Here is a 21328-nt window from a genome sequence, read left to right on the forward strand (position 1 = left end):
TCGTTAGCGGACCAAAGGCTCGTGCGAAGGCTATTTTGCCTGAATCAAGACAGATCAGGCCGCGTTGATCCCGTCAACATCTGTCCTCAGGCCTAACTGAACCGGCGAAAAGCCGGTAAGATCTGGGCTGGCGTCGATTCGAGCCTACGCCCAAAAGCGTGGACGAATTTGACGGGTTTGGATTCGAGCTATTCCTGGTTCTGGAAAGGTTTTTACCGGTGGCCCCATCGTGGAACACGATCGCCATTGTCGGTGTTGGCATGATCGGCGGATCGATCGGCCGCGGCCTGCTGGCTCGTGGAATCGTGGACCGAGTGATTGGTATTGGCCGCAATTCGAGCCGATTAGAATTAGCGAAGCAGGTTTCCGCCGTCAGTGAGACGACCACCGATCTGGCGGCTGGGGTCGCAGAAGCCGAGCTGACAATTATCTGTACACCGGTTGGCACAATCGCCGATTTCGCCAGACAAATTGCAAAGAATTGCCCGACCCATGGTTTGATCACCGACGCAGGCAGCACCAAACGGAAGATCGTTGAGTCATTGCAACAAACACCTTCTGTTTCACAATTTGTGGGCAGCCACCCGTTGGCAGGCAGCGAGAAAGCGGGCGTCGAACATGCAGATGGCGATCTGCTGGTAGATCGACTGGTGATTGTCACTCCCAGCGAGTTAACAGCTGCGGGCAACACCGAAAAAATCAGCAGGTTCTGGACTTCTCTGGAAGCCAACGTGCGGGAAATGTCTCCAGCGAACCACGATCAAGCAGTGGCAGCAATCAGTCATGTGCCACACGCGGTTGCCTCAATGCTGGCCGCCGCGACACCGAATTCATTCCTGTCGCTGGCCTCGACCGGCTGGCTCGACACGACTCGTGTTGCGAGTGGCGATGCAGAACTTTGGCGACAGATCTTGACTCAGAATCAAACCTGCGTCTTGAACAGTTTACGTGACTTTGAGAAAGTGCTGACTTCATTTCTGAACGCTCTAGAACAGGGCGACCAAGAAGCGATTCTGAAACTCCTTACAGCGGGAAAGCAGCGACGCGATGCTCTGGCAGATTGAGATTTATCCGGCAGTAGGATTACCCGACCAAGACGCTCAACAGGTGGCTGCGGAAGCGGCGGATCTGGGCATCAGCTCGAATTTAAAAATTCGAACAGCCCGAGGCTACCTGATCGAAGGGGTTCTGGAGCAGCCTGAGGCACAACTGTTGGCCGATCAGTTGCTCGCTGATCGAGTGGTTGAACGAACCGTAGTCGCCCCCGTCGGCGCGGCCCAGCTTTCAGAATCATCCAATGGGACCCCACAACTGGTTTACGTCTTACCCAAACCGGGGGTGATGGACCCGGTGGCTCAGAGTGCTCAACAAGCTATTGCGGACTACAACCTGCCAGTGACTGCTGTCCGCACCTTTCACAAATATTGGCTGGGAGAATCCTCTACCGACCAACTGGATGAATTGTGCAACAAGGTTCTGGCTAACGATTCTGTTGAACAGGTTGTTCACGGACCACTCCAGCTGGATCGACTCAGCGTGGGTTCAAATTACCGATTCGAGCTGGTAACCATCCCACTGCTCGACTTAGACGACGATCAACTGATGGAATTGAGTCGTGAAGGCCAGCTGTATTTGACGTTAGTGGAGATGCAAACGATTCAACAGCATTTTCGCGACCAGCAACGCAACCCGACTGATGCCGAGCTTGAATCGATCGCTCAAACATGGAGTGAACACTGCAGCCACAAGACGCTTGCCGGTCGCATCGCTTATCAAGACGAAAATGGTACTCGCCAATTCGAGAACATGTTGAAGGAAACCATCTTTGCCGCCACCCAAACCATTCGCAAAGCGTGGGGTGAAAACGACTGGTGTGTCAGTGTTTTCGAGGACAACGCTGGCATTATTCGATTTGACGATGAATTCAACGTTGTTTTCAAGGTCGAAACACACAATCATCCCTCTGCGTTGGAACCCTACGGCGGCGCGAACACAGGCATTGGTGGCGTGATTCGCGACCCGCTAGGAACTGGACTCGGTGCCAAACCCGTTTGCAATACGGATGTCTTCTGTTTTGCTCCACCCAATACTCCCGTAGAAGAGTTACATGCCGGCGTGCAACACCCACGCCGCGTCATGAAAGGAGTTGTTGCAGGCGTCCGTGATTATGGCAATCGAATGGGTATACCAACGGTCAACGGCGCCATCTATTTCGATTCCCGCTACCTAGGGAATCCACTCGTCTATTGTGGCAATGTGGGCATCTTGCCACGCGACAAGTCGCACAAGGAACCTCAAGCGGGTGACCACATCGTGGTGATTGGAGGCCGCACGGGCCGTGATGGAATACATGGAGCCACCTTCAGTTCCGCCGAATTGACAAGCGAAAGCGAGACACTATCCGGCGGCGCTGTTCAGATTGGCAACGCAATCACCGAAAAAATGGTCCAAGACGTCTTGCTTGAGGCGCGTGACCGCGGACTGTACAGCGCAGTGACCGATTGCGGGGCTGGTGGTTTATCGAGTGCCGTCGGTGAAATGGGTGAAAAAATCGGAGCCGAAGTCTGGCTGGACAAGGCGCCAGTCAAGTACGAGGGATTGTCCTACACTGAGATCTGGATCTCCGAAGCCCAAGAACGAATGGTTTTCTCAGTACCACCGGAGAAGTGGGATGAATTCCATCTCTTGTGCGCCTCGGAAAACGTCGAGGCATCCGTCATTGGCCGCTTCGTACCTACCAATCGCCTACAACTAAAGTATCAGGAAAACGTGGTTGCCGATGTGGCGATGGAATTCTTGCACGATGGTCGGCCCCCAATCATCCGGCAGGCTACCTTCACGCCTCCCGTCAACCAGCCGATAGAAATGCCCGCTCGCAGTGACTATTCGGACGATCTGCTCAACATTCTCGGCAGCCTAAATGTGGCAAGTAAAGAATGGGTCATCCGACAATATGATCACGAGGTTCAAGGCGGTAGCGTCATTAAACCGCTGGTGGGCGTCGCCAATGATGGCCCCGGTGACGCAGCCGTCGTGCGACCCGTTCTAAATTCGAGACAAGGGCTCGTCATCAGCTGCGGAATGAACCCACATTTCGGTGATCATGACACCTACCACATGGCAGCCAGCGCCATCGACGAGGCGATCCGGAATGCGGTCGCTGTCGGCGCAGATCCTAGTCGAATTGCCATTCTCGATAATTTCTGCTGGGGTTACACCGATCGACCGGAAACATTGGGGTCACTGGTACGAGCCGCTCTCGCCTGCCACGATCTCGCAGTCGCCTTTCAAACTCCTTTTATCAGCGGCAAAGACAGCCTGAATAATGAGTTCAGCTATCTCGACCAAGAAGGTGAAAAACAAACCATTTCAATTCCACCCTCTCTATTGATCAGCGCGTTAGGACAAGTCGACGACGTTTCCAACTGCGTCACGATGGATTTGAAGTCCGCTGGCAATCTTGTATTCCAGGTGGGAATCACACGAGACGAATTGGGCGGATCCCACTTTGCAATTGCAAATCAGTTGAAGGGTGGAAAAGTTCCAGAAGTTGATACCCATCTTGCCAAGCAGATTTTCCAATCTCTGCACCAAGCGATTCAGGCTGGATGGGTGCGGGCCTGCCACGACCTGAGCGAAGGCGGCTTGGCCACCGCCGCTGCTGAAATGGCATTCGCAGGCGGACTAGGGCTCAAGCTTGACGCCAGCCAAGTGGCCCATGACTTGGGCGAAAACGCCGCAAACGGGGCCGCGGTGATCCTGTTCGCCGAATCCAATTCACGTTTTCTCTGTGAAGTCAAACCCGAACACTGCTCGGCCTTTCGAGAACTGTTGGGAGATGTGGCCCGTGAAATCGGCGAGGTGACCGACAGCGATCAAATTGAAATCCTGCTGGACAACCAAACTCTGATTGCATCGTCTCTGACCGAGATGAAGGCAGCTTGGCAAACACCGTTGCAGTGGTAACACGAACTGAAACTCTTGAGCAAACAACGACGTGAATCACTGCACGATTGAGACCACCCAAACAATATCAGACCGCAGCTAGAATTCACCCGAAAGAAATGACGACTCCACCATGGCAGCACCACGCGTATTGATTCTTCGCGCACCTGGCACTAACTGCGATCGCGAAACCGCATTCGCCTTTGAACAAGCCGGCGGATCACCGGACATCGTGCATATCAATCGTCTGCTTGAAACGCCGAGCCTGGCAGCAAGCTACCAAATCCTCTGCCTACCCGGCGGCTTCAGCTACGGCGATGATATCGCCGCGGGCCGCATCGCTGCTGGACAAATGCGACACCACCTCTACGATTCATTGCAAGACTTCCGACAGCATGACAAATTGATTCTCGGTATCTGCAACGGCTTTCAGATACTGCTCAAAGCCGGAATTCTTTTGGCCGACCACGGTGAACTCGGCCCACAGGCAACATTGGCCTGGAATGATTCATCACAATTTGAAGATCGCTGGGTCCACCTGAAAGCAACGGGCGACCACTGCGTCTTTCTACGAGATATCCAATCTATCTATCTACCAATCGCCCATGCCGAGGGTAAGTTCATCGCCCGAGACACAACGACACTGAGCCAGCTTGAAGCCGCAGGAAACCTCACACTGAGGTATATCAAACCGCAACAAAATGGACGTGCTTTGTCGGAAGCACTCCCGTTTCCATTTAACCCAAACGGCTCACAGGCAAACGTCGCTGGTGCTTGCGATGATTCTGGCAGAGTCTTCGGATTGATGCCGCATCCGGAACGCTACATCGATCCGACTCATCACCCACGCTGGACTCGTCAACCGACTGATGAAATCAACGGACTGAAGGTTTTCCAAAACGCAGTTGATTTCTTTGCGTAACCATCACTTGAAGTGAATGTCGCAGCTACTCGATTCGCAGCTGACACGCCCCCACCGATAGCGTTGCTTCGCCACGCACCGATACAACCATTGCCAAAGCCCCGTGGTGCCTGGCAGATTCAAAATGGGTGCCAGCGGCCATAACATTGGCAATTGACGACTCAGTCGAATGAGCGCCCCGGCACCGGCGTAACGATTCCCCCGCGGATCGATTAAATACATCTGCTTCATCAAGTCGTCGTGAGTCAGATCGGGAAAACGTCGGGCAACCTCGGGATCATGCAACGAAAGAAACGCCAAAGCAGATCGCCGATCCCAACCCGCCAAACGCTCAACCTGACGGCAACAAAATTTGCACTGACCGTCGTAGATCACAAGGCTGGCAGCGGGCCGGTCGCTTGGTGAAGGTAGTCTTGGTTTGTCGTTTCTATCAATCATGACAATCCGCCTCGTAAATAAAAACGGCTTCGCATCAGTCAAAACCGCTACTATTCAGCGATGATAACTTACCCGATCGGCCAGCCAGGAGGGGAACAGATAAAGATCTACGTTTATTCTTGAGCCGATCCGGCCAATTTCGCCTCATCAGCGTAAAATATGGCAGACAAACGAGAAAAATCAGCCGGCGCGGACAAAACGGGAAAGGTTTATAATGCGGGCAATCAGGCCACTCTCAAACGATCGCGAGTCAGGTGAGATCGAACAGGCAGAGACCAGGAGCAGAAGCAAATGAACGACCTACGCAAACAGATCCGTAGCGCCCACCATCGAATGGTGCTGCAACAGTTCATCTCGATCACCCTGTGGTCTGTTTGCGGCGCCCTGGTCGTTGCTGGGATTGGAATCTCCATCCCCAAAATCTGGCCGATCACCGCGGACAAAAGTTTTTGGACCATCGGTTGGCTCGTCGGGTCGCTCGGAGTGGGCCTTATCGTGGCCGCCGTCATGACCTACGTCCAACGAAAGAATGCTCTCGACGCGGCGATTGAGATCGACCGTCGTTTTGGACTGAAGGAACGCGTTTCAAGCTGCCTATCGCTGAGCGAAGAACAGCAAAACACTGAAGCGGGGCGGGCTCTGGTTGATGATGCTGTGCGCCGTGTCAATCAGGTTGACGTCAGGCAAGAATTTCGGGTTTCACCCGGTCGATGGGCTTGGCTACCCTTCAGTATGGCAGCAGTCGTGTTCGGGTTGGCATTTCTCACTGACGCAACGCCTGTCCCTCCATCCAAGGTCGAAGCGGCGACGCTATCTCGGAAACGCGTTCAAAAATCGACAACTGAACTGAAAAAGAAAATCGAACAACAACGCAAGAAGGCGCTCGAACAAGGATTGAAGGATGCTGGGAGTCTCTTCCAGAAAATTGAAAAAGGCATGGACAACATGGCCAATAAGAACGACGTGGATCGCAAAAAAGCGATGCTGAAACTCAACGATCTCGCCAGCGACATCAAAAAACGTCAAAAAAAGCTGGGAAGCCAAGACGAAATGCGGAAGCAACTCAAGCAGCTCAAAGATCTGAAACAAGGTCCCGCCGAGCAAATGTCCAAAGCATTGAGCAAGGGTGATTTCAAGACGGCGATGAATGAATTGAACAAAATGCAAGAGCAGCTTCGTCAAGGCGAGATGTCAAAAGCGGATCAAGAGAAGTTGAAGCAGCAGCTCGATCAGATGAAACAAGGGCTGCAACAAATGGCTGATGCTCACGAAGCAAAAAAAGCACAGTTGGAAAAAGAAATCAAGAAACAGATCGCCCAAGGTGATCGAAAAGCGGCAGGAGAACTGCAACGCAAACTCGATAAGATGAAACAGCAAGACGAACAAACTAAAAAAATGGCCAACATGGCCAAACAGCTTTCTGAGTGCTCAAACTGCATGAAAGAAGGTGATGCCAAAGGTGCTGCCGCTAAAATGGCCCAGATGTCGGAATCATTGCAGCAGATGGCCCAGGAAATGGAAGAAATGGAAATGCTCGAGGAGTCACTCGATCAAATTGCACAAGCCAAAGATTCAATGGATTGCAGCAACTGCGAAGGAGCCGGCTGTTCAATGTGCCAAGGTGGTGGTGCTGAGGGAGGCATGAACGGATCCGGGATGAGCGAAGGCGGTCGCGGACTCGGCGAAGGTCGGGGACAGGGCGATCGCCCCGAAGAAGAAACTAAAAACGGATTCTACAACTCGCAGGTTCGCGCAAAAATCGGACGCGGACAAGCGGTCGCGACCGGCACCGCCTCGGGCTCCAACAAAGCAGGCGAGGCATTAGAAAGTATCAAAACGGAAATTGAGTCCACAAAACGATCCGACGACGATCCGTTGACCGGCCAACGACTGCCAAAGCCCCAACGTGAGCTGGCCCGCGAATATTTCGACGCGATCCGAGAGGGCAAATAAGCTCAGCTTGCTCCACTTTTTCCCTGCAACCGCTCCATTCGGCCACATCGAGAACCATTTCTGGGGGTGATAGTTGTACCCAAGACGAAGGATAGGTAAGATATCCTGACTAGGAAGGCTGCTATCGCGGCCGTTTTCGCCGATTGCCAAACCTAACTTTCTACGTCTTTCAGCATTTTGTTGCGTCTTAATCAAACTGTAAGCAACAATTCGTTATGGATTTCACAACGATAAAAGATTCGCTGACCCTATGAAATGAGGACGAAGTCAATGCGTCGACTATCAATTGGACGACTGATCGCTGTCATTTTTTCCGTGACGGTTGTGTTGTTGTTCAGCATCGACACGACATCCGCATGTCGTTTTCTATGGCGATCACGCTGCTACACGCCCGTGTATTGCTGTCCACCTACTTGTGAAGTGGTTGTCGATTCGAGCTGCTGCTCCGACAACAGCGACGGTCACGCCGTCGACGCGACGACACACGAAACACCAACCCACGATCACGCTGCACCCGCTGATCCTCCCGCGCCTGCTGATCCTCCGGCACCTGCTGATCCTCCGGCACCCGCTGATCCTCCGGCACCCGCTGCAGACGATTCTACGAAGGCACCGGCTACCGACGACGCGGATCAATCTCCAACCGAAGACGCCACACTTCCCGGCGACGAACCCAAACTCGATTTGCCCGGAGACGATAGCGACGAGCTGAGCCTGTTTGATGAACCGGCAACGGACGATGCGGGATCTAACGACAGCTTGCCGCCGATGCCCGAGGATGACAACGATATTCTGTCCGATCCGCTGCCTGACGACAGCTCCGAGGATGAAACTGATATCGATGTTCTCCTGCCGGCAGACGAAGACGAACTTCCCGCGGACGACGCCCTACCGGCCGTTGAGCCACCGGCGGACGATGACGAGCTGGACGATCTGTTTGGCGAATCAGAACCGGCGGAAAATGGTGACGAACGCGTCGCCAATAACCCGGAAGACGAAGGCGACGACTTGTTTGAGGACCTCGACGTCGAAGTTGACATTCAAGAACCGGCTGATTTGCCAGTCGATTCGGATGAGACGGAGGATCTTTTCCCAACGGACGACGCAGACGCACTCCCCAGTGACTCCGATGACACGGAAGATCTTTTCCCAACGGACGACGCAGACGAAACTCCCAGCGACTCAGAAGATTCCGATGACGACCTGGATAACTTGTTCGGCCAAGCTTCGGCAACAAAAGCCCCAGCAACCGCACAAGTCACAACACCTGTCGAACAATCGAATTCGACACCACTTTTCCGCGTGTGGACCGACGATACGGGCGACTACCGCACCGTAGGTCAACTCGTCAAGATCAGTGACACACATATCCGACTGCTCAAAGACAATGGACGTTTTTCGACAGTTCCCAAACATCGCCTCAGCGAAGGTGATTTGGCTTATGTGCAGCAAATGGCCAAGCAAATGGGAATTGAGACGATCGAACAAATCGCGAGTCGATAAAACGACATTATTTGTTTGAAACCAACGAAGCGGCTGTCCGAACGGGCAGTCGTTTTTTTTTATGAGCCCTTCGCATGCCGGATCTCGCATCCGCAAGTTGGCAGAATCACGTGGAACTCGCTACGATTGGGACACGCGTTCCCTTGCCGAGTACCCCGAACCCGAGCAACCTGCCATGTCTCCCATGACTCTTTCGGCTGCACTGATCTCGTTAGCCCTTTTTACGACCCTCTGCGCAGCTCAGGACAAAGTCGTTTATGACGAAGCTCAAGTGCCACGTTACACATTGCCAGATCCGCTGATTTCGAAAGGGGGCAAGCCAGTCACCTCAGCCGAACAGTGGCGGAAGCAGGGCCGACCGGAATTGCTGCAGATGTTTCGTGATGAGATGTACGGGAGCGTACCGGTGGCCGAGATTGCCTGCCGTCATCGGATTATCGAGCAAGCCGATGACGCATTGGATGGCTCAGCCATTCGCAAACAAGTCAGCGTCTTCTTGAGCGAGAATGATGATGGACCGCGAATGGATATTCTGCTGTATTTACCTCGTGACGCCAAAGGACCGGTACCAACATTCCTTGGTCTCAATTTTTTCGGCAACCATTCAATTAGTCACGACCCAAACGTTCCGATTTCCACTCGATGGATGCGTAATGACAAACGAGCGGGGACGAAGAACCACCGTGCTTCCGACGCTTCGCGGGGCACATTTGCCAGCCGTTGGCCGCTCGAACAGATTTTATCTCGCGGCTATGGGGTTGCCACGATCTATTGTGGTGACATCGATCCGGACTTTGATGACGGATTTCAAAACGGTATTCACCCTTTGTTCTATCGAGATGGGCAAAGCTCTCCGACTTCATTGGAATGGGGTACGATCGCGGCCTGGGCCTGGGGGCTCAGTCGTGCCCTCGACTATTTCGAACAGGACACAAACATCGACGCGGAACGCGTCGCCGTGCTTGGTCATTCCCGTCTGGGAAAAACGGCACTCTGGGCAGGTGCCGAAGACGAGCGTTTTGCACTTGTCATCTCAAATAACTCGGGGTGCGGTGGCGCAGCTCTTTCGCGCCGACGCTTCGGCGAACGAATTCAAATCATCAACCGATCATTTCCTCATTGGTTTTGTGACAACTTCCTCAAATACGATGATCGAGAAAACCAGCTGCCATTTGATCAGCACTCTTTAATCGCACTGATCGCACCTCGTCCCGTCCTTATTTGCAGTGCAGAGAAAGATCTTTGGGCTGATCCACGCGGTGAATTCCTAGCTGCCAAGAACGCTGATTCGGTCTACCAACTGCTGGGCCAGTCAGGCATGAATGCCAGCAATTTCCCCGACACAAATCAATTAATTGGTTCCTCCATCGGCTATCACAGACGGCCGGGTGAGCATAACGTGAAGCCAGCGGATTGGAAAGTTTACTGCGACTTTGCTGATCGATTTTTGAAGCCTGCCTCGGCCACGATTCAGAGTGACTGAACATAGGCAATTACATCGGCAAGTCCCTGCGGCGTTAATTCTTGCTCAAGTCCATTCGGCATGAAGGATTGTCCCGTACTCTGCAGGAATTCAATCGACGATCGCACGATTTGCTTGCGAGTCCCATCGAGTAGTCGCAACTCCAATGACTCGCCGGATTCGCCGGAAATCAAACCGTGCCACGTTTGCCCAGACTTCAACTCGATCGCGTAGCCAAGATAACGGGGCTCGACTGCCGCACTTGGATTCAAGACCGCAGTCAGCAGCGATCTACTCGAACGATCGGTCAATGAGCGCAGGTGGGGTCCGATCCGCTTTTTCTCATCGGCGCCATGGCAATTCGCACACAATTTCTCAAACAGTTCCTGGCCGTGTTTGACACTTCCGCTCAGCTGCAAGCTGTTACGGTACCTTTTGATCACTTGCTTACGATCGGCAGCAGTTACGTCCTTTAGTACATCGGCGGCCTGTTTGGCCACTGTCGCATCCTGATGCTTGATCAGTTGATCACGACGCGCAGCATCCAATTCAAGGGGACTAATTTCCCCTGACTCAATCGCATTCAGCAGCGTTTGTGCTCCGACCACTTGCCCCAACAACTGATCCAACACTTGAATTCGCAAGCTGGGAGAATAGGTGGTCCAAGCGTCTAACAAAAGATCGCTCGCAGCCTGATCCATCCGCACCCCCAAACGAGTGACGGCAGCAGACTGAACCTTGAACGGCTGATCAGCTTGAAGCAACACTTGAAGCTGTGGGTGAAAATCAATCACCGGACGCGGATCATAACGAACGAAACCCAGTGATTGAACGCGTTGCATCAGATCGACATCCGAATTGCCCGCAAGCTGCCATGCGCGATCGAACATTGCTTCCAAGCGACTGAGAGCAGCCAACCGATCAGGATTAGCTGCAATGAGATTATCAACCGAGTGACCTTGCTCAGCAACAATCGCCAGCCATTGAGTCGTTAGTTTGATTTGCCGACGAGTCGGCTGAGCTTTGTCGGCAGGGATAAAGACCTCAAGGAGTTGACTAAGTTGGGTCGGTCGGCGTGAAGACAATCGCAAAACAGCATCCCAAAAACGCGAGTCAACTGTTGGATGCACCTGCAATAGATCAGCAACAGCCTCATAGTGTTGAGGCAATGAACTAATCAGCGCCGAGATGATCGACGGATTCTTCGTCGTCTTGACGAGCCTGAGAAACGCAGTGCTCGCAGCAGGATCATCTAGCTCTCCTAAGGTAAATGCTAGTTGTAATTGCACTTTTTCATTTGGATCAGCATGCAACCGAGTTGCCGCTGTCACCAATTCGTGATTGAGCGATCGTTGCTCGAGGCATCGGAGCGCAAAACAACGGACGCCACCGTGCGAATCGCCTAGACCCACCAGAAGATCTTGATTGGTTGCCGAGGACAAACCTTCCAACGTAGCCAGGGCGTGCAACCGAGCCAACGGTTCATCACTTTCAAGGAACAATCGACGCAACGATGGTATCGCCTCCCGCCGCTGTCCCGCGACTAGATGGGATTGAATCTTATCTCGCAAGCTGCCATTTGAACTTTCCAGCCGAGTGACCAAGTCTTCGATCGACTCATCTTTTTGACGAGTCGTGAAGGGGCGGGTTGTCTGATCGTCGGGAACAATGCGATAGATTCGGCCTTTCGACTCGCCGGCTCGATAATAGGGCTTCAGTTCCTGGCGTGCTTCCTCAGGTAGCCAATCAGGATGCTCAATCATGTAGCGATACATATCGACGATCCAGAGCGCACCATCCGGACCCGTTCGAGCCATGACGGGTCGAGACCAACGATCAGACGACGCAAAGAAATCGTGAGCTGCCGAAGTCGGAGCTCGCATCCCGTCGAAACTGACGCCAGCAGGTTGAAGAACATGATGCTGGACTAGATTGTGAAACGGCTCGCAGGTGAAAGCATGCGTTTGGTCACCGCTCGAAAACAACAATTCATCTCGGTAAATACAAGGACCGCAGGCCGACGTGTAGTGACCCGAATTCTCAAAACTATGGTACCGCTTCTGAGGTGGCTTGGTCGAATAAACAGGCGGATTTGCTGGCAATCGAAGCTGCTTTCGTGTGTCCCCATAGGCAACCGCAACGTTGCGGCGAAGATAGTGATCCTGCAAGACATAGTGCCACAAAGGATAGCTATTTTGAACACCAAACCAGTGGCCCCAATCGTCCCGCACGCGTCCAAACTGGGACGGCCCCGACTGCGGATGCAACTGACCGGTCACTGGATGAAATCGAAAATCACGACTGCCCAACGCCACCGATTCACCGGTCTTGGATAGACGAATTGAATTACTCGCACCAAAACCAGCATGGTGCCCACCGTTCGCGCAGTAAACCCAATTATCGAGCCCCCATCGTAGGCCATTAACTCGCAATTGTTGATTGCCTTCCATAAATCCCTGAAACAGCACTTGACGATCATCCGCTTGACCATCGCCATCGGTATCCTTGGCAAACATCAAGTTCGGCGCAGCCGTGATGAACGCACCATCACCCCATGGCATCACTGCAGTTGGAAAGCTTAATCCATCCAAGAATAGAGTCGACCGATCGTATTGCCCATCTTGGTTCGTATCTTCCAAAATCCGAACTCGACCGCCCGGTTTCCCCTGACCGTCCATCCCGTAGGGATAGTCGGCCATCTCGACAACCCAAAGGCGGCCCCGAAGATCCCAATCGATCGCAACGGGATCAGCCACCAATGGTTCCGACGCAACAAGCTGTATCGTATATCCGTCATGAGTCTTCGCCCTTTGCATCGACGCGGAAGCAGATAACGGTGGAAGATCGGGAACAGCTCCACCTTCAACGATCATAGGAACGTTTTGCGGCGAGTCATCTCTGGCCAGTTGCTGGCTGGCTGCACGATAAAGATTCGCAATCTGCGACGCATTAATTGCTTTGCCAAACAACGCCACTTCATCAAGCTTGCCTTCCCACGAACAATTCGGCTGGTTCGAACCACCGAGTTGAAGTTGTCGTCTTTTTTCGTCAGCTTTCGGAGCGGAAACTCTGAGTTCTTCTTTTCCATTGAGATAGCAAATTCGTTCGTTCGTATCACGCACCAAAGCCACATGATACCACCGCCGAGCAACGATTGGAGTTGTCCCAATCTTAGTCCCCATTTGCAGACGCCCAGGTTGCTTTTCTGCCGATCCGGTTACTTGCAAAGTGGCTTCTTCACTACTCACAAGAACACCTGTTATCTCGCGCCAATCTACGGGAACGGACAAATAACACCAGAGAGATATCGCATGGTCGGTATCCAATTGCACGTCAGACACCTGGATGTGCCCTCCAGCTAACTGGACAGCTCGGCTACTTCCCGTGCTGGGCTGATGCAAATCGATGCCTGGCAAGGAAAACGCATGCCCGCCGATAAATCGCGCCTGCGAAGATGTCACCACCGAGTCACGCGCCACCTCGCCCTGTAGATCATCGAGCCGCCAAAAGTGTTGCGGATTAAGTCTGACAACCTGACGGGAGTGCGCCGTTTCTAGCTCGGCGCTAGCGAGTCGCTTTTCCCCTGACAATTCCTCAAGCATGTCCAATAGGGAGGCGACTATTTTGGGCTCCGCGTCGACAGCCAGTCCTGCGGTCCGAGCTGGCCAGGTCGTGTATCCACCCAGCGCATGTTGTTCTGGCGGCGGAATGTAGCCGGCTGCACCATTTGCCAACTCAACATTGAACGTCGAGGGCAGGGGACTTTGGGTCTTTAGCTTGAGTCCCGTTAAGGCATAGACCTCGTTAGGCATCGCAGTGATCGCCACGTCACCGATGCGAATCGCCTGCAGTACAATTTCTTCTGAGGGATTTTTGTCCAGGTAGACGGCTTGCTCAGCATACACCTCAGGTCGATCCTTCGGTCGCCGATCTCCCATCAGCTTCAGCTTCCTTTGCGCCCACGCCAATCGATCCGAATCTGGCGTGCGCCGATCGATTTTCATTCGTCGCTCTTGCATCTGCAATTTGCCAGCCGGCTGATGCTGAACTCGTTCCAGCTCTGTGTTGGCAAGTGCTACCAGTTCATCCACAAAATCTGACATCGAACGTTGTTGCGGCGGCCGGGAATAGTCTCCCCACCAAAGATCACCACTGGTTCCTTGCGACATCATCGTCAGATGCTGGGGATCATTCGGCGCAAGTCGTTCGGACATCCGACGACAAAAGAGTCCAAAATAATCAGCGGAAATACCGGGATGACCGCCGAAATAGTGCATCGAAAAATTGGCCAGTACCGCCAAGGGGCGTCCCTCCGGAGTCTGGAAACTCAAGATCGACAACCAAGGATCTACCGGCCCCGAAGGTCCCGTGAAATTCGGGTTCTGGTGGCCAGGATGCATCATCGCTCGGACCGTACGTTCGCCAAAGGGATCGCTCTGTAAAGCGTCAGGTCGCGTAATCCAACGACGATTTTTGGTGAATTGGCTCGCATCGGCGACTGCGACGGCTAACTTGGCCTCTTGAAGATTTTTGGTTGCCGCTTCGATCACACGAACGAGCTGCAGCGGAAGCTGTTCCGCATAATTAGGATCAGCTCGGCAACCTAGTGTAAAATCCATCACACTCGGCGCGCTGTGCGTGTGGGTCGCAGCAATCAACATTTTGTTCGGAGCAATTCCGGTCGTCTTTGCCGCTGCTGTTTTGACAGCGTCACACATCGTGCGAGGCATCATACAACTATCGACAATGACAACTGCAACTCTCGTGTCGTCATCCTCCAATACCAAACAGCGGGCATGGATCGGATCAAGAACCCGGTCCACTGATGCCTCCACGAATCCTCCGTTACGAAGCACCGGAAGCTTACGGGGCGTGACGTCTACCACCGCGCGACCGACACGCAATTCGGCTAATAACGGAGCCGAAAAACATGAGATCAACAGACCCATCAAGAGAAACCTTGAAACCACCCACCGGTGTTCAAGAAGCACCCTTTGATGACAAGTTTGATCTCGCTGATAGATTCGCTCAAACGAAAAACACAGACACTTGATCCAATGCATCAGGTGGCTCCCTATTTTTGATCCACTTTTAAATCCATCACTGCCGTGACGGAAAGGTCGATCCTGTTTCATTTCGCAACAACGGCCGCCCGATCGATCAGGTGGCTGCTTTGAAGCGATTATTGTACCGTGCTTTGTCCAACATCTCAGCTACAGCTGGATAAATCGCTCAAGCAGGCAGGATCCGAGAGAAGCAACCATTCCTGCCGCCGAAAACTTCAAGTTCAGCAGCGATATCTTGCTGTGAAACATTCGAGCTCTTGCATGACAATCACAACCGTCTACCCTGACGAAACCCTTCCAACCGGACTTCAAGATACAGACAATCTGGCTGGCAAAAAAATCGACATCCGCGAGTGAATTCCTTCCCCTTTAATGACTCCGCCCATCCACTGGAATTCATGCCGATGCGACAGTTCTTTGGCTATTATTCCTTGACTCCAAATCACGTCACAAGTTAAGGTGCCCCCAAGGTCAGCGGCATCTTGTTTTGCCGGCCTCGCAGTTTAGGATTGAGAGGGCCTACCGAATCGGTGCCCACCCACCAACCCAACCATACTCGAAGCCTGCCGAAGTGAACCATGAATTTCATCCTGCTCACATCCAGCCTGCTCGCCATCACAGCCCCTCCCGAGGCTTTCCAAGCTCAGGTTCGCAAGACCGAGCCATTGACGGCTCACGAACAGCAAACCACGTTCCATCTTCCCGAAGGCTTTGAAATCCAATTATTTGCAGCGGAGCCTGACATTCAAAAACCAATGAACCTTGCTTTTGATGCACGCGGTCGATTGTGGCTGAGTGGTTCAGTGGAATACCCGTACGCAGCCAAGGATCATTCTGGTCGTGACGCGATCAAGGTCTTAGAAGATACGAACGGCGATGGCACAGCCGACAAGATCACCACTTTTGCCGATGGCCTCAATATCCCGATGGGGCTTTGTCCCTACAAGAATGGTGTCATCGCTTACAGCATTCCCAACATTTATTATTTCGAGGATACCGATGGCGACGACAAAGCCGACCAACGTCACATCCTTTACGGCCCGTTGGGCGAACCACGAGACACACATGGGATGCAAAATGCGTTTCGTCGCGGCTTCGATGGGTGGCTCTATATCAATCATGGTTTTTCGAACACGTCGACAATCCAAGCCAGCGACGGAAGTTCGATTTCGTTAAACAGCGGAAACACTTATCGAATTCGAGTTGATGGTACGACCGTCGAGCAATACAGCTGGGGTCAGGTGAATCCGTTTGGCAGCACTTGGACCTCCGAGGGCGACTTAATCACAACCGATTGTCACAGCAAACCACTCACGTTACTGATGCGTGACGGATACTATTCAAGTTTTGGCAAGCCACATGACGGACTTGGTTATGCCCCTGAGTTGACTCAACATCATCACGGGTCAACCGGTTTGGCTGGCGCTGCTTACAGTAGTCAAATCGCTTTCCCAAAGCAGTTTCAACAAAGCCTCTTCTTGGGCAATGTGGTCACGAGCCGCATCCATCGAGATACGATCGCCTACACGGGATCCTCGCCTCGCGCAGTCGAACAATCTGATTTCATTACAACGGACGACCCATGGTTTCGCCCTGTGGATGTTCGGTTTGGTCCGGATGGGGCTCTCTACATTGCCGATTTCTACAATCGCATTATTGGTCACTATGAAGTCCCCCTGGATCATGCGGGGCGCGACCGTCACCGTGGTCGGATCTGGCGTGTGGTCTATCGAGGCAACGGCTCATCGGCCCCAACGATCGCCCCTCGCCTCGACCAAGCCTCCGCAGCTAAACTCGTCCAGTCGCTCGGTAATGCCAATCTGACCGTCCGCATGTTGGCGATGGATCAATTAACAGATCGAATCGGGAACGAATCGGTACCCGCGTTACGACAAGCAGTCACCAACTCCGAATCGCCAATTCTTGCATCCCATGCTGCCTGGACGTTGATGCGACTGAATGCACTTTCAGATGGAGAACTGGTTGCCCTCCTGAACGCCACGGATCGCCATCGCCGCATTCACGGCTTGAAAATTCTCGCTGAATCAGACAATTCATCGACTGCCTTGTTAGCTTGCCTAATCGACGGACTTACGGACCAAGATCCTCGTTTACGCCGCACTGCAGCCGAAACGGCAGCTCAGCGCGTGGATCTTTCCGTCACCCAAGAGCTCTTAGATCAATTGACCACCATGCAGGAGAATTCGAAAGACGATGTTTTTCTACAGCATGCACTGAAGATTGCTTTACGAAATCAACTCCGCTCAAAAGCCAATTTCCAAAAGCTACAAGAATTGACGTTGTCACCCCAGGACCAGAAGACAGTGATCGATGTTGCGTTAGCGATTCCAACAACGCACGCGGCAGCTGCCATTCTGGACCATCTAAGACAAAGTCCGCAATCACTCAAACCCGAGTATTTGGCACATGTCACGCGGCACCTACCGATCAATCGCTCAACTGAGCTCGTTGGTTTAATTCAAAATCAGGACAACCTCGATATTAGCCTCCAAGCTAATCTCTTCCAGGCCGTTCAAGGGGCGATTGAACAACGAGGCGAAATACGTCCCGCCGCCGTGAATGTGTGGGGACAAGAACTCGCCAAGCAGCTCCTGAACTCCACCAACGACGGACCATCCACCTGGCAATCTGTCGGCAAAGATCACCCTTGGAACTTGGAGCCACGCACCTCTGCCAATGGAACACAGCAAATTTTTTTGAGCAGCCTTCCCGGCGGCGAAACGAAGAGAGGCGTATTGCGATCCAACCAATTCAGGCTACCAGCCAAGCTTACGTTTGAAATCTGTGGCCACCGCGGCCCACCCAACCAACCGGCCAGTGATAAAAATCTTGTCCGACTCGTGACCTTGGACGACAGCCAGACAATCCGCCTAGCTTATCCACCTCGTAACGATGCGGCACAGAGAATCGAATGGGAGCTTGCCGAGCACAAGGGAAAGCTCGCCGTTCTCGAGATCGTCGATGGACTCAACGTGAAAGCTTTTGCTTGGCTGGCAATTGCCAATATTGATCCGCCATTGATTTCAATTCCAGTCGTCGCTCCCCTCCAACAGGCCGAGCGAAAAATTGCTGCCGTCAAGATCGCCGAACAACTTCAACTCACTCAACTTGCGGATGAGCTTCGCCAACTGGTGGTTGAGCGAAATACTTGGCCCGTAAGAGCGGCGGCTGCCCGTGCACTCGCCAAAATGCCGGCCTCCATCTCAGCCTCATTCCTGATTCCTCTGCTCGATGAAGACACCGTTTCGTCGCCAATTCGCGAGCAAATTTGCACAATCCTAACCGAAGACGATTCAACAAACGAATTGCTCAAGAGTTTGTTTCGACGTTTGCCATTGCGACATCAGCTGACTGCCGCCCAACAAATGGCCTTAAATTCAGAAAATGCTACGCAGCTACTGTCGATGATCGATGGCGGTGTGGCATCCCGACAACTGCTTCAAAACCCCACAGTCCACGAGCGCATGGCAGCTACGGTCGATCCAGAAGATCAAGCTCGCATCGAAGCGATGCTGAACGATTTGCCGCCCGCCAATGAGCAAATACAAGCAACGGTCACTGAACAATTGCAAGCGATGGCAAACCGTCGTGGATCAGCCGCCAACGGAAAAGTCATTTTCAACAAGCAGTGTGCCAGTTGCCATCAAGTAAATGGCCAAGGCACGCTCGTCGGCCCACAGCTAGATGGGATCGGAAGTCGTGGCCGCGAGCGACTTGTAGAAGACGTGCTCGCTCCACACCGAAATGTAGATGTCGCCTTCAAAACAACGATCATTACACTCGTTGATGGGCGCATTATTTCTGGATTAGTCAGAAGAACAGAGGGTGAGACACTGGTCTTAGTCGATCAAAAGGGAAAAGAATTCACAGTCGCCACATCAAACATTGAAGAACAACAAGGTTCTCGAACATCGCTGATGCCGGACAACTTTTCGACCACCCTGGATTTGGCGACACGAACAGACTTGTTTTCCTATCTCGAATCACTCAAAAAACAGTAGCACGCCGACAACCCACTCGACCTAGCAAACAACCGGCAAACTCATTTCAATTCCCAGCGAAAAAGCGGGTAGAATTTTCTGAGTCACTGTGTAGCCGGCCATGAACAACAACAAGACAAAGCCAACGCAAGCAGCGAAATTCGTCAACAGTGAATTGCGTTCTTCTCCCATCACATCCCTACGGCTCGTCAACAACCACAGCGCGAGAGCCAAAACGGGTGACGCCACGACTGTGGCAGCTTGGGCCGCAATGATTGCCGGGTAAACATCGATCTCAAGCAGAACGACCCCCAAAGCCATTAACATACCCACAGTAAGAATCAGGGCTGTGAAGATTCGGGGCCAAACATCTTCGGGGCGACTTCCCAAGCCGAGACCATCTGACAAGATGAATCCTCCGATGAGGGAGTTAACGAGAAAAGAAGAATAAGCGGCTGAAAAAAGACCAACACAAAACAAAAACGTGCCAGTCTCACCAAACAAAGGACGTAGCCCCAAGGCAACCTGCTGCACATTATCGAGACTTTTTCCATGAAACACCGCAGCTGCTGTCGCGATTAGCATCAGCGTAATCGCTGCCATTATCACGGCGCCAACGCGAACATCGATGACACCATCTTGAAGCTCATTTCGTGTCCATCCCTTCTGCTTGACAAGATAGGCCTGATAGAAGGCCCCGGAAATGACAAATGTGGTACCAATCAACCCCAGTACGGCGAGATCCAATTCACCCCGACGAGGAACCATCCCTGCCGCCATTTGCTCAACGTCGGGTTGAGCTGCGATAAGATTCACCGCAAAAGCCAGCAACATAAGACCCACCAGGCAGGTCATCAGTTTTTCCAAGACCTGATACAAATTTCGCAGGCTGAACAAAAAGAGGATGGTTAGCAAATTAAAAATGACAATCGTGTACTCAAAGTCAAAGTAGATTTGAAACGCTGAGTAAACGCCCAGGTTATTGCCAAACTGAAAACTGGCAGAAATAAAGAACACCGACAAACCAACAAAGGCAGCAGCAATCCGACCCAATCGAGCGGCAATCAAGCTACCTGGCGATTCCTCTGCGACAACACCCAATCGCGCACCCAACCGCATGAAAAACGCCATAAACAGGACGGCAACCACAACCACCCACAACATCGAATAGCCACGGTTCGCACCCACTTGCGAGCTCGTCAGAATGCTTCCCGGACCAATGACGACGCAAGCCGTGATCAAACCCGGTCCGAGTCGGCGATACCATCTCGCGCGCGACGAGACCATTCGTGCTTTCGAAGCCTGTTTGTTTGTCGATTCCTGATTCATCGCCCACTCACATCCAGCAACACGGAAGAAAAGAGCGCCAAAGCGTGCATCCAAGCTGCAATCTGAAAAACTGGACAATCCGAAAACTCACCGCGGACGCATTATCGTCCGATTGAGAGGTCAAATCAATCGGGTGATAATCGCTGAACAAACCGACGCTCAGTTCTACACTTGGCAACTTCCGATTGACCTCGATACTCTGCTTAAGTTGGTCACCGTCTAGCACGCTGGCGTGACACCCGACATGGCTTTGTCCTGACGTCACGCCTGACAAACGAGTCGCCCAAAAAATGTCACCGCAAAGAAACAACATGAAACGGCTAGTTCCAAAACATCAGACATCCACAACCGACGCACCTCGGAACAGCGACGTTTCGCCGACAGGATGTCAGTTCCGCCATTGACTCTCACGGTACCGACACTCGATGTCAATCATGAACTTATGAAACGACAAAAAGATGGTTTTTACTCACTCAATCTTACAGCCAACTCGTAGCGTGCATTGATGAGAAACAAACTGTTTCCAAATGTTAATGCGGTTTTGACGAATCAATCTGCTTATCAGATGTTGTTCTTCTACCGTCAGCGATGATTAACGAAAACGACACGATTCCGTTCCGAAAGCCGACACCCGTGTGCTAGGATGAGTAGGCTTTTCCTGAAACATGAGCCAAACAGCGACTCTATTCTGACAAGATCGTCGTCCAGC

10 protein-coding genes are annotated in these 21328 nt (G+C 52.6%); 7 read left to right on the forward strand and 3 right to left on the reverse strand.

The genetic code is table 11. The features are described 5' to 3' along the window. The first annotated feature begins 218 nt into the window (after positions 1–218). The 3 genes from P8N76_22160 (at position 219) to purQ (ending at position 4867) form a co-directional block, all read left to right on the forward strand. A complete protein-coding gene (locus P8N76_22160) occupies positions 219–1064 on the forward strand; it encodes a prephenate dehydrogenase/arogenate dehydrogenase family protein (protein ID MDG2384389.1) in 846 nt (281 codons plus the stop codon). Beyond that, positions 1048–3966: a phosphoribosylformylglycinamidine synthase subunit PurL gene (gene purL, locus P8N76_22165; GenBank protein ID MDG2384390.1), complete on the forward strand. Its 2919-nt coding sequence runs from the start codon at positions 1048–1050 to the stop codon at positions 3964–3966. The genes P8N76_22160 and purL overlap by 17 nt, the downstream gene beginning before the upstream one ends. Positions 3967–4078: 112 nt before the next feature. Next, complete coding sequence (gene purQ / locus P8N76_22170) at positions 4079–4867, forward strand: phosphoribosylformylglycinamidine synthase I (GenBank protein ID MDG2384391.1); 789 nt, start codon at positions 4079–4081, stop codon at positions 4865–4867. A gap of 3 nt (positions 4868–4870) precedes the next feature. Here the strand turns inward: purQ and P8N76_22175 are convergent, their stop codons facing one another. Then, positions 4871–5305 (reverse strand): DUF393 domain-containing protein, encoded by a 435-nt coding sequence (locus P8N76_22175; protein MDG2384392.1) that lies wholly within the window; start codon positions 5303–5305, stop codon positions 4871–4873. Between the two features lie 291 nt (positions 5306–5596). Between P8N76_22175 and P8N76_22180 the strand changes: the two genes are divergently transcribed. The 3 genes from P8N76_22180 to P8N76_22190 all read left to right on the forward strand — a co-directional run bounded on the left by P8N76_22180 (position 5597) and on the right by P8N76_22190 (position 10244). After that, positions 5597–7258 (forward strand): hypothetical protein, encoded by a 1662-nt coding sequence (locus P8N76_22180; GenBank protein ID MDG2384393.1) that lies wholly within the window; start codon positions 5597–5599, stop codon positions 7256–7258. Positions 7259–7528: 270 nt separating this feature from the next. Then, a complete protein-coding gene (locus tag P8N76_22185; protein MDG2384394.1) occupies positions 7529–8761 on the forward strand; it encodes an SHD1 domain-containing protein in 1233 nt (410 codons plus the stop codon). 61 nt (positions 8762–8822) lie between these two features. Continuing rightward, positions 8823–10244, forward strand: a complete 1422-nt coding sequence (locus P8N76_22190; GenBank protein MDG2384395.1) for an acetylxylan esterase — start codon at positions 8823–8825, stop codon at positions 10242–10244. On the opposite strand, the gene P8N76_22195 is transcribed toward P8N76_22190, so the two are convergent. Next, positions 10232–15172, reverse strand: a complete 4941-nt coding sequence (locus P8N76_22195; protein MDG2384396.1) for a c-type cytochrome — start codon at positions 15170–15172, stop codon at positions 10232–10234. The two genes, P8N76_22190 and P8N76_22195, sit on opposite strands and share 13 nt — an antisense overlap. A gap of 695 nt (positions 15173–15867) precedes the next feature. Here P8N76_22195 and P8N76_22200 point away from each other — a divergent pair. After that, positions 15868–19311, forward strand: a complete 3444-nt coding sequence (locus P8N76_22200; protein ID MDG2384397.1) for a c-type cytochrome — start codon at positions 15868–15870, stop codon at positions 19309–19311. A 21-nt stretch (positions 19312–19332) separates the two neighbouring features. Here the strand turns inward: P8N76_22200 and P8N76_22205 are convergent, their stop codons facing one another. Further along, the gene (locus P8N76_22205) at positions 19333–20619 is read right to left on the reverse strand and encodes an Nramp family divalent metal transporter (GenBank protein ID MDG2384398.1); all 1287 of its coding nucleotides are present in this window, start codon (positions 20617–20619) and stop codon (positions 19333–19335) included. Positions 20620–21328 lie beyond the last annotated feature (709 nt).

Source organism: Pirellulaceae bacterium (assembly GCA_029243025.1).
In the GTDB taxonomy this organism is placed as follows: Bacteria; Planctomycetota; Planctomycetia; order Pirellulales; family Pirellulaceae.

What these genes read in the sequence shown, in the direction of transcription:
- purL (MDG2384390.1), top strand. Translation starts at nt 1,048, where the DNA reads ATGCTCTGGCAGATTGAGATTTATCCGGCAGTAGGATTACCCGACCAA.
- purQ (MDG2384391.1), top strand. Translation starts at nt 4,079, where the DNA reads ATGGCAGCACCACGCGTATTGATTCTTCGCGCACCTGGCACTAACTGC.
- P8N76_22175 (MDG2384392.1), bottom strand. Translation starts at nt 5,305, where the DNA reads ATGATTGATAGAAACGACAAACCAAGACTACCTTCACCAAGCGACCGG.
- P8N76_22180 (MDG2384393.1), top strand. Translation starts at nt 5,597, where the DNA reads ATGAACGACCTACGCAAACAGATCCGTAGCGCCCACCATCGAATGGTG.
- P8N76_22185 (MDG2384394.1), top strand. Translation starts at nt 7,529, where the DNA reads ATGCGTCGACTATCAATTGGACGACTGATCGCTGTCATTTTTTCCGTG.
- P8N76_22190 (MDG2384395.1), top strand. Translation starts at nt 8,823, where the DNA reads ATGAGCCCTTCGCATGCCGGATCTCGCATCCGCAAGTTGGCAGAATCA.
- P8N76_22195 (MDG2384396.1), bottom strand. Translation starts at nt 15,172, where the DNA reads ATGGGTCTGTTGATCTCATGTTTTTCGGCTCCGTTATTAGCCGAATTG.
- P8N76_22200 (MDG2384397.1), top strand. Translation starts at nt 15,868, where the DNA reads ATGAATTTCATCCTGCTCACATCCAGCCTGCTCGCCATCACAGCCCCT.
- P8N76_22205 (MDG2384398.1), bottom strand. Translation starts at nt 20,619, where the DNA reads ATGAATCAGGAATCGACAAACAAACAGGCTTCGAAAGCACGAATGGTC.